Below are 16,434 nucleotides of genomic sequence, written 5' to 3'. Positions count from 1 at the left end.
CAGCCGGCCGAGATCCTCCGTGTCGACCGCCTCGAAGGGCATCCAGTGGTCCTCGAACCGGGAGAAGATCCGGTTGCCCGCGCGCGCCCATTCTTCGCGATCCGCCGGCGCGACGTAGGCGTAACCACCGGAGAACCCGGGTGCAAGCAGGTTGGAGAGCTCGATCGACGCCGCCACGACCTGATCGCGGTGGGAGCCGCTCGGCCGCGTCATCATTCCCCGGAGGACCATTCCCTCACGATAGCGGCGAAGGATTTCTCCGTCGAGCGGTGGCGCTTTCGACCGGAAGGCGGCGCCCGCGCCGGACCGCGACGGTCCTGACCACGGGGATCCTGGTGATATACCTGAACCATGCACGATTGTGATGACCGCGGCCTCGGACGGTTCGGTCGTTCTCGAACATCCGACGCGCATCCCGGCCGCCTCCTCCGGCATCGAGGCATCGAATCGCTTCCCGGAACGGACGCCGCCTTCGCCCGCGGATTCCGCCGCCCGCTTCCCGCATGAGGGCGACCCCCGCGGCACCATTCCCGCACCATCCCGACCGGAACGAGAACCGGTGTAGGCAGGCCCATTCCGAGACGGCGACCCCGCACGGCGCTCGACGACCGATGTCGGCGCGAGCGGGGGACGAAGCCTGCGGAAGACCATCGACCGGCGGAACGGCTGTCAGCGAACCGCCGTCCCGTGCAGTGCCCATGAACAGGAGAGACAGATGAGGATAGGAATTCCCCGCGAGGTTCGCGATGGGGAACGGCTCGTCGCCGCGACGCCGAAGACGACCGGTCAGCTGATCAAGCTGGGCTATGAGGTCGTCGTCGAGTCCGGAGCCGGCCTCGAGGCCAACTTCCCCGATGCCGCCTTCGCCGAGGCGGGCGCGAGCATCGGGGACTCCGCGGCGGTCTGGTCGAGTGACGTCGTCGCGATGGTGAACGCCCCCGTCGACGAGGAGATCGCCGCGATGAAGCCGGGAACCGTCGTCGCCTCGACGATGACCCCCGGCTCGCATCCCGAGCTGCTGGAGAAGCTCTCCGCACGAGGCCTCACCGCACTCGCGCTGGACGCGGTGCCCCGGATCTCCCGCGCGCAGTCGTTGGACGTGCTCAGCACGATGTCGAACGTCAGCGGATATCGGGCCGTGATCGAGGCGGCCGAGGAGTACGGCGGGATGTTCGCCGGGCAGGTGACCGCGGCGGGGAAGACCTATCCCGCGAACGTGTTCATCATCGGCGCCGGCGTGGCCGGTCTCGCGGCGATCGGGGCCGCGGGCAGCCTCGGCGCCCAGGTCCGCGCCTTCGACGTGCGTCCAGAGGTCGGCGAGCAGATCGAGTCGATGGGCGCGCAGTTCGTCCAGGCCGAGACCGCGCAGCAGCAGGTGAGCGCGGACGGCTATGCCAGCGACCTCACCGAGGAGCAGGAGCTCCTCACCATGCGGATGTACGCCGAGGAGACGGCGAAGGCCGACATCGTCATCACCACCGCACTCGTCCGGGGCAAGGCACCGCGCACGATCACCGCCGAGATGGTCGCCGCGATGCGGCCGGGCAGCGTGATCGTCGACCTCGCCGCCTCGGGAGGCGGCAACTGCGAACTCACGGTGCCCGGACAGAAGATCGTCACCGACAACGGTGTCATCATCATCGGCTACACGGACCTCACCAGCCGCATGCCCCAGCACACTTCGCAGCTGTTCGGCACCAACATCGTCAACCTCATGAAGCTGCTCACACCCGCCAAGGACGGGCAGCTCGTCCTCGACCTCGACGACGTCGTGCAGCGCGGCATGACTGTCGTGCACAGCGGCGAGATCCTCTGGCCGCCGCCACCCGTGCAGGTCTCCGCCGCGCAGCCAGCGGCGGCCGCTCAGAAGGCCAAGCCGCTGACGCCGGATGAGCTGGCCGCCCAGGCGCGGGCGGCGAAGCGCAAGTCCCTCCGCCGCGGCATCCTCTACGGCCTCGCGGCCGTGCTCGTTGCGCTGGCGATCACCTTCTCCCCCGGATCGTTCACCGGATACTTCACGGTGTTTATCCTCGCGGTCTTCGTCGGGTACTACGTCATCTCGAATGTCAGCCACTCGCTGCACACGCCGCTGATGGCCCAGACGAACGCGATCTCCGGCATCATCCTGGTCGGCGCGCTGCTCCAAATCGGCAATGACAACTGGGTCGTGTCGACCATCGCGTTTGTGGCCGCGGCGGTCGCGAGCGTCAACATCTTCGGTGGCTTCCTCGTCGCATACCGCATGCTCGGCATGTTCCGAAAGGGGAACTGAACCAAATGCTGACCCAACTCGTCCAGGCCGTGTATGTCATCGCGGCCGTCCTGTTCGTCCTCAGCCTCGCCGGGCTGTCGAAGCAGGAGACCGCCCGCCGCGGGAACATCCTCGGCATGTCCGGCATGGCGCTCGCGCTGCTGGCCACGATCGCGCTCGCGCTCCAGGAGAGCGAGCGCGCGGTCTGGGTCACGCTGCTGCTCATCGCGCTGGCGCTGATCATCGGCCTGATCGTCGGCATGCTGCGTGCCCGCACCATCGAGATGACGCAGATGCCGGAGCTCATCGCGATGCTCCACAGTTTCGTCGGCCTCGCCGCCGTGCTCGTCGGCTTCAACTCGTATCTGACGGAGCCGGTCGCCGCCGTCCACCTCGTCGAGGTGTTCCTCGGTGTGCTCATCGGCGCGGTGACCTTCACCGGGTCGATCGTCGCCTACCTGAAGCTGTCTGGACGCACCAAGTCGACCCCGCTCATGCTGCCCGGCCGCAACTGGCTGAACCTCGCGGCGATCGTCGTCTCGCTCGGGCTCCTGGCGTGGTTCCTCGTCGTGCCCACCCTGCTGCCGCTCATCCTGATGACCGTCGTCGCGCTGCTGCTCGGCTGGCATCTGGTCGCCTCCATCGGCGGCGGGGACATGCCGGTGGTCGTCTCGATGCTCAACTCGTACTCCGGATGGGCGGCGGCCGCGGCCGGGTTCATGCTCGGCAACAACCTGCTGATCATCACCGGTGCGCTGGTCGGGTCCTCCGGTGCGATTCTGTCGTACATCATGTGCAAGGCGATGAACCGCTCGTTCATCAGCGTCATCCTCGGCGGTTTCGGTGCGGAGGGCGGAACGGTCGCCGCATCGGACAAGGACTACGGCGACTACCACGAGATCAAGGCCGACGAGGCCGCCGACATGCTCAAGAACGCCCGCTCGGTGGTCATCACCCCCGGGTACGGCATGGCCGTCGCCAAGGCGCAGTATCCCGTCGCCGATCTGACCCAGAGCCTGAGGAAGATGGGCATCCAGGTGCGCTTCGGCGTGCATCCGGTCGCCGGACGCCTCCCCGGGCACATGAATGTCCTGCTCGCCGAGGCCAAGGTCCCCTACGACATCGTCCTGGAGATGGATGAGATCAACGAGGACTTCGAGGACACGGACGTCGTGCTCGTCATCGGCGCAAACGACACGGTCAACCCCGCCGCCATCGACGACCCGACCTCCCCGATCGCTGGCATGCCCGTGCTCGAGGTGTGGAAGGCCGGTCAGGTCATCGTCTTCAAGCGGTCGATGGCCACCGGGTATGCCGGCGTTCAGAACCCGCTGTTCTTCAAGGACAACACCGCCATGCTGTTCGGCGATGCCAAGGAACAGGTGGAGAACATCATCAAGGCGCTGTGAGACCGACGGGGATTCAGCGGCGGCGCGGATGAATCCCTGCGATCTCAGTTGTTGGACCGGAACCGCCCCGGCCTCCTAGGTTAATGACCATGACGAATCCCGTTCCCCAGCTCAGGCTCAACTCCGGCGCGACCATCCCCCAGCTCGGCTTCGGGGTGTTCCTGGTCTCCCCGGAGGAGACGCAGCGGGTGGTCGAGGATGCGCTCGAGGTCGGCTATCGTCACATCGACACCGCCACCGGCTACAACAACGAGACGGAGGTCGGGGCGGCGATCCGGGCATCCGGGATCCCGCGTGAGGAGATCTTCCTCACCACGAAGCTCCGCAACGACCACCACAAGGCCGGCGAGGCCGCAGGCGCCTTCGATCGCAGCCTTCGGATGCTCGGCGTCGACTACGTCGATCTGTACCTGATCCACTGGCCGATGCCCGCGAACGACCGGTACGTGGAGACCTGGCGAACCTTCGGGACCTTCGCCGCCGACGGACGGGCCAGGTCCATCGGCGTCAGCAACTTCCTCGTGCCGCACCTGGAGAGGCTCCTCGCCGAGACCGGGACCATCCCCGCGGTGAACCAGGTCGAGCTCCACCCGATCTTCCAGCAGCGCGAGCTGAGGCGATTCCAGATGGAGCACGGCATCCGCACCGAGGCGTGGGGGCCGCTCGGTCAGGGCAAATACGACCTGTTCGGGCTTCCCGCAATCCAGGACGCCGCGAAGGCCCACGACGTGCAGCCCGCCCAGGTGGTGCTGCGCTGGCACCTGCAGACGGGCACCATCGTCATCCCGAAGTCCACGTCGCGCGAGCGCATGACCCAGAACCTGGATGTCTTCGGCTTTGAGCTCGACGCGGACGAGATGGCCGCCATCGACGCGCTCGACGAGAACCGCCGCGTCGGCGGCGATCCGAACGAGGTCAACTGAACCGCCCGCTCAGCCCTTCACCGCGCCGCCCAGCCCGGCGCTGCGCAGGAACATGCCCTGGAAGATGAGGAACAGCGCGATCGGGATGAGCGTCGAGATGGCCAGGGCCGCGAGGTAGACGTCCAGCTGGATCGCCTGCTGCAGCGACGGCAGTCGAACCGACAGCGGTTGGACGGCCGGATCGCGCAGCACCAGGAGCGGCCAGAGGTAGTCCTTCCAGGCGTTGATGATCGCGAAGACCGAGATGACCCCGAGGATCGGTTTGGACATCGGGAGCACGATCGACCAGAAGAGACGGAACGGGCCAGCCCCCTCCGTCCTCGCGGCCTCGAAGACCTCCCGCGGAAGGTTGTTGAAGAACCGCGTGACGAGCAGGATGTTGAACGCGTTCGCCCCGGCAGGCAGCCAGACCGCCCAGTAGGTGTTGATCAGCGAGTGGTGGATCAACGGCGGATCGAGAATGGTCAGGTAGAGCGGCACCAGCAGGACCACCGCCGGCACGAAGAGCGTGCCGAGCACGAGGGCGTTGATGACCTTCGCATACCTGGGCCGGAGAACCGCGAGCGCATAGCCCCCGGTGGTCGCGACGAGCAGCTGCAGGAACCAGGATCCCACCGCGATCCAGAGCGTGTTGACGAACTGGACGCCGATCCCGACGGTGTTCCACGCGGTGGACAGCGTCGACCAGTCCACTCCGTGCGGGAAGATCGCCATGGGGCTCTGCAGGGTGTCCTGGGTCGGGGTGATCGCCGACTTGGCCAGCCAGAGCAGCGGTCCGAGGCCGGCGACGATGAGCAGCACGAGAAGGATCATGTGACTCGTGCGCCATCCCCGTCTGACCGACTTCCTGCGCCAATCCGTCGCGGAGACGATGCCGCGATCGACGGAGTCCTGCTCCGTCCTGTCCTTCCGTCCGCGCCTGGTCCGCGCCTGCGTCACGGGTGCAACGGGGACCTCGACGAGCTCCGAGGCCCCGGACATGGTGGTCGTCAACTGTCGCTCCAATTCTTGGTCACGCGGAAATAGACGAAGGAGAGCACCGCGAGGAAGACGGCGAGCAGGATGCTCAGCGCCGTCGCGGCGCCGTAGTCGCCTCCGAGGCTGTTCTGGAAGGCGTACCGGTAGATGAGCTGAAGGATGGTGACCGTCGAGTTGGCCGGACCGCCGTCGGTGAAGAGGAAGGGCTCGAGGAACACCTGGGTGGTGCCGATGATCTGCAGGATGAGCGTGACCAGGAGGATGCCCCGCAGCTGCGGCAGAGTCACGTGCCAGATCTTCTTCCAGATGGATGCGCCGTCCACCTCGGCCGCGTCGTACAGCTCCGAGGCCACCCCGGTGAGCGCGGCGAGGTAGATGATGATGGTGCCTCCCGCCCCCGCCCAGGTCGCCTCGAGGACTAGCGATGGCATGGCGCTGGCCGCGCTCTGGATCCATGGCTGGGCCGGGATCCCCACCCAGCCGAGGATCGTGTTGAACACCCCGGTCGGACTCGCGTCGTAGAAGAACTTCCACAGCAGCACGGCGACGACGGGCGGGACGACGACAGGCAGGTAGGCCAGGGCGCTGAACAGCCCCTTCGCCCGGCGCACCTCGCTCATGAGCACGGCGACGATGAGCGGCAGCGGGTAGCCGAAGACGAGGGCGAGCAGCGCGAAGTATCCCGTGTTCCTGACCGCCGTCCAGAACAGCGGGTCCCTGAACACCTGGGCGAAGTTGTCCCAGCCGACGAAGGTCGCCGCGGTGACGAGGTTGGTCTTCTGAACGCTCATCACGATCGCCTCGACGATCGGCGTCCAGGAGAACACGCCGAAGATGATGAGCAGCGGCAGGAGGAAGATCAGGTTGGTGAGGCCGCCGCCGCGGAACCAGGTCGCTGGAGTTCGCCGGCGGGGCACGGTCGTGACCGGCCGTTCGAGAGTGGTCATGTCGCTTGTCTCTTCTCTGAGGGAGGCTGGTCTGTGGGGAGGCCGGCCTGTGAGGAGGCCGGCGGGGAGTCCCCTCCCCGCCAGCCCGAGGATTCTCGATCAGTTCCCGGCGTCGACCAGGGCCTGGATCTGAGTGTCGACACCCTTCAGGAGTGTGTCGATGTTCGCGTTCTTGTCGGTGAGCACCGCCTGGACCACGGCGTCGAGGGCGCCGTAGAGCTGCTGGGTGTTCTTGCTCGGCTCGGGGACGATCGGCTGCGAGAAGATCGTCGAGGTGAACGGCGCCACGTTCGACAGCGGGATGTTCACCTGCGGCTTGATCCAGGACTGCTGCTGGTCGTACGTCGCCTGGTCGAAGACCGGGAGCGTCGGGACGCCGACCGGCTGGTTGCTGGCGGCGAGGACCTTGGCGGCGTCCACCGTCTGCTTCTTGTTGACGAGCTGCTGCATGTAGTAGAAGTCGATCCACTTCACCGCCGCGGCCTTCTCGGCGGCCGAGGACTTCACGCTCACGGCCGCCACGTTGCCGCCGCTGAGCACGCCGGCGTTCTTCCCCGACAGGGGAAGCGAGGTCAGCCCGTAGTCCTTCGGATCGACGTTGTCCTGCTGGACCAGCGAGGTGAGCACGTCGGAGCCGCTGGGGTACATGGCGATCTGGCCGGCCCCGAAGGCCTGGTTGATGCCGCTCCAGTCGAGCAGGAAGTTGCTGCCGGCCGAGTTGTCGACCCAGCGAAGGTCATGCAGATACTGCAGCGCCGCCTTGGTCTGGGCGTTGTCGGTCTTGACGGTCGTCTTGCCGGAGGAGTCGGTCGTCTCGACCCGCCCGCCTCTTGCGTAGGTCGCGGTCACGAGCTCCCATCCGCCGTTGTTGCCGGAGGTCATCTGGATGTAGCCGGCCACCCCGGGGACCTTCTCCGAGATGGTCTTCGCGTCCGCACGCACCTCGTCCCAGGTCGTCGGAGGCTTGTCCGGGTCGAGCCCGGCCTTGGTGAAGATCGCCCGGTTGTAGGACAGGCCCATCGCGTACGGGCCGTAGGGAACCCCGAAGATCTTGCCCGACGAGTCCTGTGCGACGTCGAGAACGTTCTTGTTGAACTTGTCCGCGTAGGGAAGGGCCTTCACCTGTGAGGTGATGTCGGCCAGCTGGCCCTTCTCGATGAGGGTCTTGGAGTCGGTGAACGGCACGTTGAACACGTCCGGCAGGGTGCCCCCGGCCAGCTGCGTGGAGAAGCTCGGCCCCGTCCACTGGTACTCCTCCGATGTGACGGAGATCTTCGGGTTGGCCTTCTCGAACGCCGCGACCCGGTCATTGAAGGCCTTGAAGGCGGCCTTGCTGCTGCCGGGGATGAGGCTGGCGACGGTGATGTGGACCTTGCCGTTGTCGCTCGCCGGGGAGGACGAGGAGGAGCATCCGGCCAGCGTGATTGCCGTCGCGAGCACGGCGATGCCGGCGATGAGGACCTTGCCTGGTGACTTCATTGTCTTGCCTTTCTGTTGGATGGTGGTGCTGTGATCCGCCGTGTGGCGTCACGTTCCCTCGCGGCCGGCTAGATCCGCAGCCACGCTGTGGAGTCGGAGGGAAGCCGGCCGGAATCGAGTGGGGCCGAGCTCAGGATGACCTCGTGGTGCGAGGGAAGGTCGATGGGCGATGTGGACGCGTTCGTCACGCTGACGAACCGGTCGCCCCTGGCGAAGGTGAGGACATCCGCCGGGGAGTCCAGCCAGGAGAATCCGCCCCGGAGCAGCGCGGCGGAGGCATGCCGGATGCGCAGCGCGTCCCGATAGAGCCGGAGCATCGATGCCGGATCGCGCTCCTGCCTCTCCACGGTGAGGCTCGCCCACTGCTCCGGCTGCGGGAGCCAGGGAGCCGCAGACCCCGTCGGTCCGAAACCGAGGCCGGGGGCCGTTCCCCGCCACGGCAGCGGGACACGGCATCCGTCCCTGCCAGGATCCGTCCCCTGCGAGCGGAAGTACATCGGGTCCTGGATGAGCTCAAGCGGAATGTCCTCGACCTCCGGCAGGCCCAGTTCGTCCCCCTGATAGATGTAGAGAGAGCCGGGCAGGGCGGCCGTGAGCAGGGCGGCCGCGCGTGCCCTCCTCGTTCCCCGCTGCAGATCGGTCGGTGTGCCGAACCGTTTGGCGGTGAAGGCGAACGAGGAGTCCTCCCTGCCGTACCTGGTCACCGGACGGGTCACGTCGTGGTTGGACAGCACCCAGGTCGACGGGGCGCCGACCGGCGCATGAGCGGCGAGGGTCGAGTCGATCGACGAGCGCAGGCTCTCGGCATCCCATGGCCTCGCCAGGAAATCGAAGTTGAACGCCGTATGCAGCTCGTCCGGCCGCAGGTAGTTGGCGAACCGGTCGATGTCCGGCAGCCAGATCTCCCCCACGAGGCTCCTGGCGCCCGGATAGGAGTCGGCGACGGCGCGCCAGTTCCGGTAGATGGTGTGCAGCTCGTCGCGATCGACCGTCGGATGCTGACCGGGCAGGGGGTTGTCGGGGACCTCTGGGAGGGCGGGATCCTTGACCAGGAGCGCCGCCGAGTCGATCCGGATGCCGGCCACCCCCCTGTCGAACCAGAAGCGGAGCACATCCTCGAACTCGCGGACGACGTCGGGGTGGTTCCAGTTGAGATCGGGTTGCTCGGGGGTGAACAGGTGCAGGTACCACTCCCCCGGTGTGCCGTCCGCATCGGTCGTGCGGGTCCAGGTGCTCCCCTGGAAGTCGGAGATCCAGTGGGTCGGCATCTCGTCGCCCAGCGGGCCTCCGCCCCGCCGGAACCAGAATCGCTCCCGCTCCGGAGAGCCGGGGCCGGCCGCGAGAGCCGCCTGGAACCAGGGATGCCGGTCGGAGACGTGGTTCGGGACGACGTCGACGATGGTCCGGATGCCCATCTCCAGCGCCTCGCGGATGAGCGCCTCCGCGCCGGCGAGGTCGCCGAAGGCGGGGTTGATGGCCCGGTAGTCGGCCACGTCGTATCCGCCGTCCGCCAGCGGCGAGTCGTACCAGGGCGTGAGCCAGATGGCGTCGACGCCGAGGTCACGAAGGTATCCCAGCCGCGAGCGGACGCCGGCGATGTCACCCGTCCCGTCTCCGTCGCCGTCGGCGAAGCTGCGGATGTAGATCTCATAGACGACGGCGGTCCGCCACCAGTCGGGATCGTCGCTCGACGGCGAGATGATCCTCGGCTCGCCGAGCGGCGGTCTCGTGGCAAGCGGGGTGGGGAGCGACTCCACGCGGAACTCATTTCTCGGGGTCAACAACGGTGTTGGCTTCGCGCCCAGAGGCGCTCCAGGAAATGTAGCTTTAACAACAGATTAACGCAAGAACTGAACAGAAAGTAAGAAAATTACCCTAGCTTGCGCGAGTTTGCGGGGAGCGCACCGGCCCGGTCGAGCCGCGCACCACCAGTTCCGGCTCGAAAAGGAACTCGTCGGTCCCCACGCCGGTTCCCGCGATCTGGGCGACGAGCAGCTCGATGACCATGCGGCCCATGGGCTCGACGGGCTGACGGACCGTCGTCAGCGGCGGATCGATCGCGTTCATGAGCGGCGAGTCGTCGAAGCCGATGACGGAGACGTCCCGAGGCACATCCAGACCCGCACGGCGCACGGCCCTGATGGCGCCGAGCGCGAGCGGATCGCTCGCGCACAGGATGGCGGTGACACCCGACCGCAGCAGCCGGGAGGCACCGGCCTGGCCCGCCTCGAGGGAGTAGAGCGACTGCACGATCTGGTCCTCGCCGATGGTCAGCCCGAGAGCGGCGGCCACCCGCCGTGCTGCGGCGAGTTTCCGCAGGGAGGGGACATGATCGCTCGGCCCCAGGAGCAGTCCGATCCTGGTGTGCCCCAGCTGGTGGAGATGGGCGAGCGCCTGCTCCGCGGCGACGGCGTCGTCCGTGGAGACCGTGGCGAAGCCGAGGCCGTCGATCGGCGCGTTGACCAGGACCGTCGGAAGGTTGAGCTCGGTGAGGCGGGCGTAGTGCTCGTGCGAGGCGTCCCGCTGGGTGTACTGGCCGCCGACAAAGACCACCCCGGAGACCTGCTGCTCCAGGAGCAGGTCGACGTAGTCCGCCTCGGAGATCCCGCCGGCGCTCTGGGTGCACAGTACCGGCGTGTAGCCGTTCTGCGCCAGGGCGCCGCCGACCACCTCTCCGAAGACCGGGAAGATCGGGTTGTGCAGTTCCGGCAGGAAGAGCCCGACGAGCCTCGCGCGCTCGCCGCGCAGCTTCGTCGGACGCTCGTAGCCGAGCACGTCGAGGGCGGTGAGCACCGTCTGCCTCGTCGCCTCGGAGACCCCTGGCTTCTCGTTCAGCACCCGGCTGACGGTCGCCTCGCTCACGCCGACCTTCTTCGCCACTTCCGCCAGCCGCTTGGTCATGCCGCCAGTATACGCAAGGAAGACGCAAATTCACGCAAGTCTTGCAAGACTCTTACGGAGGAAGGCCGCCCGCGGACTCGCGCCGGCTTTTCTGCACGATGGACGGCCTGTCCCACAAGGATCGTGCCGGTGCGGTTCGGTCTTGCTATAGTGGTGCCCGAGACGCCATGAGAGCGCTCTCACAGTTGATCCGGCGCAGTATCTTCGGTGGAATCGGAATGGCCCGAAACCACACGGCCTTCCGTCGCCGTCCATCGCGGAAGGGCATAACCATGAAGTACGGTCACTTCGACGACGAGGCCAGGGAATACGTCATCACGACCCCGCTGACCCCCTATCCCTGGATCAACTATCTGGGCAGCGAGGACTTCTTCTCGCTGATCTCGCACACCGCGGGCGGTTACAGCTTCTACAAGGACGCGAAGATGCGCCGTCTGACCAGGTATCGCTACAACGACATCCCCACCGACTCCGGCGGACGGTACTTCTTCATCAACGACGGCGGGGACGTCTGGACCCCGACCTGGCTGCCGATGAAGAAGGAGCTCGACCACTTCGAGACCCGGCACGGCATGGGCTACACCCGGGTCACCGGCGAGCGGGGCGGTCTCAGCGTCTCCACCCTGTATTTCGTCCCCCTCGGCGAGACGGCGGAGGTGCAGAAGGTGACCATCACCAACACCTCGGATGGGGTCAAGTCGTTCTCCCTGTTCTCCTACCTCGAGTTCTGCCTCTGGAACGCCCAGGACGACCAGACCAACTATCAGCGCAATCTCTCCCTGGCCGAGGTCGAGGTCGTCGGAAGCACGATCTACCACAAGACCGAATACCGCGAGCGCCGTGACCACTACGCCGTCTACTCCGTGAACGCGGAGATCGCCGGCTTCGACACCGACCGGGAGACCTTCGTCGGGCTCTATGAGACGCTCGGCGAGGCGAAGGTGCCGCATGCCGGCAAGGCCCAGAACTCGATCGCCTCCGGCTGGTATCCCATCGGCTCGCACCAGATCGACCTGAGCCTCGAGCCCGGCGAGAGCCGCGACCTCGTCTTCGTGCTCGGCTACGTCGAGAATGGCGACGACAAGTGGGCGGACGATGCCAAGCAGATCGTCAACAAGGCCCGCGCGGAGGCGCTGCTGGCTCGGCTGGGCACGACCGAGGCGGCCGACGCCGCCTTCGAGGCGCTTGGCGACTACTGGACCAGCCTGCTGTCCACCTACACCGTCGACTCTCCCGACGACAAGCTCAACCGCATGGTGAACATCTGGAACCAGTACCAGTGCATGGTCACCTTCAACATGTCACGCTCGGCCTCCTACTTCGAGACCGGCATCGGACGGGGCATGGGCTTCCGCGACTCGGCCCAGGACCTGCTCGGCTTCGTGCACCTGATCCCCGACCGCGCCCGCGAGCGCATCCTCGACATCGCGGCCACCCAGCGCCCGGACGGCTCGGCCTACCACCAGTATCAGCCGCTGACCAAGCGCGGAAACAACGAGCTCGGTTCCGGCTTCAACGACGATCCCGCCTGGCTGATCGTGGGAGTGGATGCCTACCTCAAGGAGACCGGTGACTTCAGCATCCTCGACGAGAGGGTCGCCTTCGACAACGACGACGAACTCGCCGACACCCTGTACACGCACCTCACCCGCTCGTTCGAGTTCACGCTGAACAACCTCGGCCCGCACGGCCTGCCGCTGATCGGGCGCGCCGACTGGAACGACTGCCTCAACCTCAACTGCTTCTCCACCACCCCAGGCGAGTCCTTCCAGACCACCGAGAACCAGGCCGGCGGTGTCGCGGAGTCGACCTTCATCGCCGCCCAGTTCGTCCTGGCCGCGGGCGAGTACGCGGCCATCGCGAGGCACAGGGGCGACACCGCAGAGAGCGCCCGTGCCGTCGCCGCGGCCGCCGACATGAGCGAGGCGCTGCTCAGCCACGGCTGGGACGGCGAATGGTTCCTGCGGGCGTACGACTTCTACGGCAACAAGGTCGGCACCCACGAGGACACCGAGGGACAGATCTGGATCGAGCCTCAGGGCTTCGCCGTCCTCGCCGGAGTCGGCGTCGAGCACGAGGCGGACGGCACCCCGTCCCCCACCAGTCCCGCCTTCCGGGCGCTCGACTCCGTCGACAGGCTGCTCGGCTCGGAGCACGGGCTCGTGCTGCAGTACCCGGCATACAAGAGCTACCGGATCGAGCTCGGCGAGGTCTCGACCTACCCGCCGGGATACAAGGAGAACGGCGGCATCTTCTGCCACAACAACCCCTGGGTCATCATCGGTGAGACGGTGCTCGGGCGCGGGGGCAAGGCCTTCGACCACTATCGGAAGATCGCCCCCGCCTACCGGGAGGACATCTCAGAGGTGCACCGGCTCGAGCCGTACGTGTACGCGCAGATGATCGCCGGCAAGGAGGCGCAGCGGCACGGAGAGGCCAAGAACTCGTGGCTCACCGGCACCGCGGCCTGGAACTTCGTGACCGTCTCCCAGTACCTGCTCGGGGTGCGTACCGACTACGACGGCCTCGTGGTCGACCCCCAGATCGGGCCGGACATCCCGGAGTTCACCGTCACCAGGCAGGCCCGCGGGGCGACCTATGTCATCACCGTGACCAACTCGGGCAGGGACGGCGTCCGGGCCACTCTCGAGGTGGACGGCACGCCCATCTCTGGCCGGACCATCCCCTACGCGCCGGCGGGGACGACCGTACACGTGCGGGCGAGCCTCTAGGAGCGTCTTTCCGCACCACGAACTCGCGGGAGTGCCCGGCCGCCATCGGGCACTCCCGCGAGGCGCTCGCGGCTCAGGCGTGCGACTCTGTCTTGTCGAGCTGTCGCTGCAGGTCCTCGGGCGACAGGTCGGCGGACTGGAAGTCGCTCGTCAGCGGCAGGCGCAGCTGGAGATCGGTCCCGAGGCACAGCTCCACCTCGCCGTGGCGCAGCTCGAAGTCGAGCACGTGACCGCCACGGGTGCGGTCGTCGTCGATGAAGTGCACGTGGCAGCCGGGCACGGAGATCCCCTGCTCGTAGAGCGGCGTGCGGAACCCGACGATCGTCCCGCGCACGTCGTCGACCTCGCGGATCTCGTCGTCGTCCGTCGCCTCCACCATCGGCCGGTACGGCTTCTCCTGCTTGACCACCGTTCTCGTGCGCACGGAGGAGAACTCCCCGGTGATGCGCAGGGCATACATGTAGTTCTGGCTCGGCAGCAGCGTGTCGATGAAGACGGATGCCTGCGTCCGCGTCACGTCCGCGGGGAACTCGGCGTGGATGTGCGGCACGAAGTTGGTCACGACGGAATACGGTGTGCGCTCGTCCAGCGCGGCCCTGGTGACGGTGCCGTCCCCGCGGAGCTGGTAGGCGACGCCGCCGAGGACAAGCAGTTCGCCGTCGAGGGCGTTGAAGGTGCCGATCCCGAAGCCGCCGTGGCCGAGCAGCTCTCCGATCGTCATCTCGTCCTCATAGACCCCGTCGAGCAGTGCGCTCATGAGACTGGTCTGGAAGACTTCGTGCCTGGTGACCACTCCGGTGGTGCTCATCGTCTTTCCCCTCGCCGCGGCCGGTGTTGTGCCTGCCGGATTCGTCGCCGTGATCACTGCAGTTCGTCCCCGCGCAGCTCGGTCGCGAGCTCCGCCAGGTTGTTCGAGTAGTCGACGCGGACGTCGATGATGCTCGGGCCCTGCTCCGCCATCGAGGTGCGCAGCGCCAGCTCGAACTCCTCGAGGGTGGTCGCACGATGCCCGTGCGCCCCGAAGGCCTCGGCGTAGCGCACCACGTCGTAGTCGCCGAGCTGCACACCGCTCACCCGTCCATACTTCTGCACCTGCTGGAAGGCGACCATGTCGTAGGTCCCGTCGTTGAAGACGATGTGGGTGAAGGTCGAGCCGAGCCGCACGGCCGTCTCGAGCTCCATCGCCGAGAACAGGAAACCGCCGTCGCCGGAGACCGACACGACGGGCTGTCCCGGCCTGGCAAGAGTCGCCGCGATCGCCCACGGCATGGCGACTCCGAGCGTCTGCTGCCCGTTCGAGAACAGGAGCGTGCGCGGCCGGTAGGTGCGGAAATGCCGCGCCATGAAGATGTAGTGCGATCCGACGTCGCAGGCGACGGTCGTCTCATCGGGCAGCAGCTCGCGCATCCGGAGGATCAGGTCGACCGGATGCACGCCGTGGCTGTCGTCGTGCGGCTGCCCAGCGGGTGCGGTGAGCCTGCCCCGCTCCATGTCGACGACGGCACGCGCATCCTCGTCGAGGGAGAGGCCGACCAGACGCGCTGTCAGCTCGTCGATGGTCGAGGGGATGTCCCCCCGCAGCTCGACGGTGGGGCGGTAGTAGTCGTCGATGTCGGCGGCCAGCTCGTCCAGGTGGATGATCGTCCGTTCGCGATCGGTGTTCCAGTTCGACGGTCCGTATTCCACGAAGTCGTAGCCGATGGTCAGGATGACGTCGGCGCGATGCAGGAGGACGTCACCCGGCTGGTTGCGGAACTGGCCGACGCGGCCGAGGTAGTGGTCCTCGAGCTCGCGGGAGATCACGCCGGCGGCCTGGAAGGTCTCGACGACGGGCAGCTCGGTCTGACGCAGCAGCCGATGGAGCGCGGCGACCACCGCGTCGGCACCGGAACGGGCACCGGCAAGGATCACCGGGAACGAGGCGGTGCGCAGCAGCTCCACGGCGCGATCGATGGCGGCTGGGGCGGCGGCCCCGAGGGGGACGGCGGGCATGGGCGTCGTGATGCTCACGGCGGTGAGCTCCGCGGACACGTCGGAGGGGAGGATGACGGCGGTCGCCCCGCGCGGCTCGGTCGCGGCCAGGCGGAAGGCGTTCGCGATCGCCTCGGGGACGTTGTCCGCGGAGACCACCTCGTCCGCGCTCTTCGTGACGACGGAGAGCAGGGATTCGGCGTTCATCGACTGATGGGTGCGCTTGAGCCGGTCGGTACGCGGCACCGCGCCGCAGATGGCGACCATCGGGTCGCCCTCCGTCGTGGCGGTGATGAGGCCGGTGACGAGATTGCTGGTGCCCGGACCGCTCGTGACGAGTGCGACGCCGGGGATGCCGGTCAGGCGGCCGATCGCCGCGGCCATGAAGGCGGCGTTCTGCTCGTGCCTCGTGATGATGAGCTGAGGGCCGCCGTCCGCCAGGGCGTCGTAGACCGGATCGATCTTGGCGCCGGGGATGCCGAAGATCCACTTCACGCCGCAGGCCTCCAGGGTCTCGACGACCCGATCGGCCGCGCGCCGGAAGGCGGGGGCGGGGGTGGATACGGGGGCGGGAGTGGGAATGGTCACTGTCATGCTGGGTCCTTCCTCGTGACACTCTCAGTGTGCTCTCCCCATCCCATCCGAACAAGCGCAGAAAAGTGAAGGAACAGATCTGTTTCTGCGATAATTCGAGGATGGACGTGCGACAGCTCGAGGTGTTCTGGACGGTCGCGCGCGAGCTGAGCTTCACCAGGGCGGCCGAGCGGCTGCTCACCGCCCAGTCGGCCGTCTCCGCCCAGGTGCGATCGCTGGAGCGCGAGCTCGGGGTCGAGCTGTTCGACC

At 67.2% G+C, this 16,434-nt stretch carries 13 protein-coding genes; 5 read left to right on the top strand and 8 right to left on the bottom strand.

Annotated features, from left to right (window positions below; genetic code table 11):
* The coding region (locus VGC18_RS03795; protein WP_331094380.1) for a hypothetical protein at positions 1-231 on the bottom strand (231 nt) is incomplete at its 3' end.
* A 484-nt stretch (positions 232-715) separates the two neighbouring features.
* Here VGC18_RS03795 and VGC18_RS03790 point away from each other — a divergent pair.
* The 3 genes from VGC18_RS03790 to VGC18_RS03780 all read left to right on the top strand — a co-directional run bounded on the left by VGC18_RS03790 (position 716) and on the right by VGC18_RS03780 (position 4,583).
* On the top strand, positions 716-2,272 hold the full coding sequence (locus VGC18_RS03790) for a Re/Si-specific NAD(P)(+) transhydrogenase subunit alpha (protein WP_331094378.1): 1,557 nt from the start codon (positions 716-718) through the stop codon (positions 2,270-2,272).
* A 5-nt stretch (positions 2,273-2,277) separates the two neighbouring features.
* Positions 2,278-3,660 (top strand): Re/Si-specific NAD(P)(+) transhydrogenase subunit beta, encoded by a 1,383-nt coding sequence (gene pntB / locus VGC18_RS03785; protein ID WP_331094376.1) that lies wholly within the window; start codon positions 2,278-2,280, stop codon positions 3,658-3,660.
* 89 nt (positions 3,661-3,749) lie between these two features.
* Positions 3,750-4,583: an aldo/keto reductase gene (locus VGC18_RS03780; protein WP_331094374.1), complete on the top strand. Its 834-nt coding sequence runs from the start codon at positions 3,750-3,752 to the stop codon at positions 4,581-4,583.
* Positions 4,584-4,592: 9 nt separating this feature from the next.
* On the opposite strand, the gene VGC18_RS03775 is transcribed toward VGC18_RS03780, so the two are convergent.
* The 5 genes from VGC18_RS03775 to VGC18_RS03755 all read right to left on the bottom strand — a co-directional run bounded on the left by VGC18_RS03775 (position 4,593) and on the right by VGC18_RS03755 (position 10,888).
* A complete protein-coding gene (locus tag VGC18_RS03775) occupies positions 4,593-5,576 on the bottom strand; it encodes a carbohydrate ABC transporter permease (protein WP_331094372.1) in 984 nt (327 codons plus the stop codon).
* Positions 5,573-6,508: a sugar ABC transporter permease gene (locus tag VGC18_RS03770; RefSeq protein WP_331094370.1), complete on the bottom strand. Its 936-nt coding sequence runs from the start codon at positions 6,506-6,508 to the stop codon at positions 5,573-5,575. The genes VGC18_RS03775 and VGC18_RS03770 overlap by 4 nt, the downstream gene beginning before the upstream one ends.
* A 99-nt stretch (positions 6,509-6,607) precedes the next feature.
* Positions 6,608-7,987, bottom strand: coding sequence for an ABC transporter substrate-binding protein (locus tag VGC18_RS03765; RefSeq protein WP_331094368.1), 1,380 nt, complete (start codon positions 7,985-7,987; stop codon positions 6,608-6,610).
* A gap of 68 nt (positions 7,988-8,055) precedes the next feature.
* Positions 8,056-9,690: a glycoside hydrolase family 13 protein gene (locus VGC18_RS03760; RefSeq protein ID WP_331094384.1), complete on the bottom strand. Its 1,635-nt coding sequence runs from the start codon at positions 9,688-9,690 to the stop codon at positions 8,056-8,058.
* A gap of 172 nt (positions 9,691-9,862) precedes the next feature.
* Entirely contained in the window at positions 9,863-10,888 is a 1,026-nt protein-coding gene (locus VGC18_RS03755; protein WP_331094366.1) for a LacI family DNA-binding transcriptional regulator, read from the bottom strand.
* Positions 10,889-11,160: 272 nt separating this feature from the next.
* On the opposite strand from VGC18_RS03755, the gene VGC18_RS03750 reads away from it, so the two are divergent.
* Positions 11,161-13,620, top strand: coding sequence for a GH36-type glycosyl hydrolase domain-containing protein (locus VGC18_RS03750; protein ID WP_331094364.1), 2,460 nt, complete (start codon positions 11,161-11,163; stop codon positions 13,618-13,620).
* Between the two features lie 73 nt (positions 13,621-13,693).
* On the opposite strand, the gene budA is transcribed toward VGC18_RS03750, so the two are convergent.
* Positions 13,694-14,428, bottom strand: coding sequence for an acetolactate decarboxylase (gene budA, locus VGC18_RS03745; protein ID WP_331094362.1), 735 nt, complete (start codon positions 14,426-14,428; stop codon positions 13,694-13,696).
* Positions 14,429-14,481: 53 nt separating this feature from the next.
* Positions 14,482-16,185 (bottom strand): acetolactate synthase AlsS, encoded by a 1,704-nt coding sequence (alsS, locus tag VGC18_RS03740; protein WP_331094360.1) that lies wholly within the window; start codon positions 16,183-16,185, stop codon positions 14,482-14,484.
* 101 nt (positions 16,186-16,286) lie between these two features.
* Here alsS and VGC18_RS03735 point away from each other — a divergent pair.
* Positions 16,287-16,434, top strand: a 148-nt coding sequence (locus tag VGC18_RS03735) for a LysR family transcriptional regulator (RefSeq protein ID WP_331094382.1), incomplete at its 3' end; no start/stop codon positions are given.

This window comes from Lacisediminihabitans sp., from assembly GCF_036404185.1.
GTDB lineage: Bacteria > Actinomycetota > Actinomycetes > Actinomycetales > Microbacteriaceae > Lacisediminihabitans.
Note: the sequence above shows the minus strand (reverse complement) of the source record. Positions and strands in the feature narration are given on the sequence as shown.

Coding starts and splice junctions, on each gene's coding strand:
- VGC18_RS03755 (WP_331094366.1), bottom strand. CDS start 10,888: ATGACCAAGCGGCTGGCGGAAGTGGCGAAGAAGGTCGGCGTGAGCGAG.
- VGC18_RS03780 (WP_331094374.1), top strand. CDS start 3,750: ATGACGAATCCCGTTCCCCAGCTCAGGCTCAACTCCGGCGCGACCATC.
- VGC18_RS03790 (WP_331094378.1), top strand. CDS start 716: ATGAGGATAGGAATTCCCCGCGAGGTTCGCGATGGGGAACGGCTCGTC.
- VGC18_RS03750 (WP_331094364.1), top strand. CDS start 11,161: ATGAAGTACGGTCACTTCGACGACGAGGCCAGGGAATACGTCATCACG.
- budA (WP_331094362.1), bottom strand. CDS start 14,428: ATGAGCACCACCGGAGTGGTCACCAGGCACGAAGTCTTCCAGACCAGT.
- VGC18_RS03770 (WP_331094370.1), bottom strand. CDS start 6,508: ATGACCACTCTCGAACGGCCGGTCACGACCGTGCCCCGCCGGCGAACT.
- pntB (WP_331094376.1), top strand. CDS start 2,278: ATGCTGACCCAACTCGTCCAGGCCGTGTATGTCATCGCGGCCGTCCTG.
- VGC18_RS03765 (WP_331094368.1), bottom strand. CDS start 7,987: ATGAAGTCACCAGGCAAGGTCCTCATCGCCGGCATCGCCGTGCTCGCG.
- alsS (WP_331094360.1), bottom strand. CDS start 16,185: ATGACAGTGACCATTCCCACTCCCGCCCCCGTATCCACCCCCGCCCCC.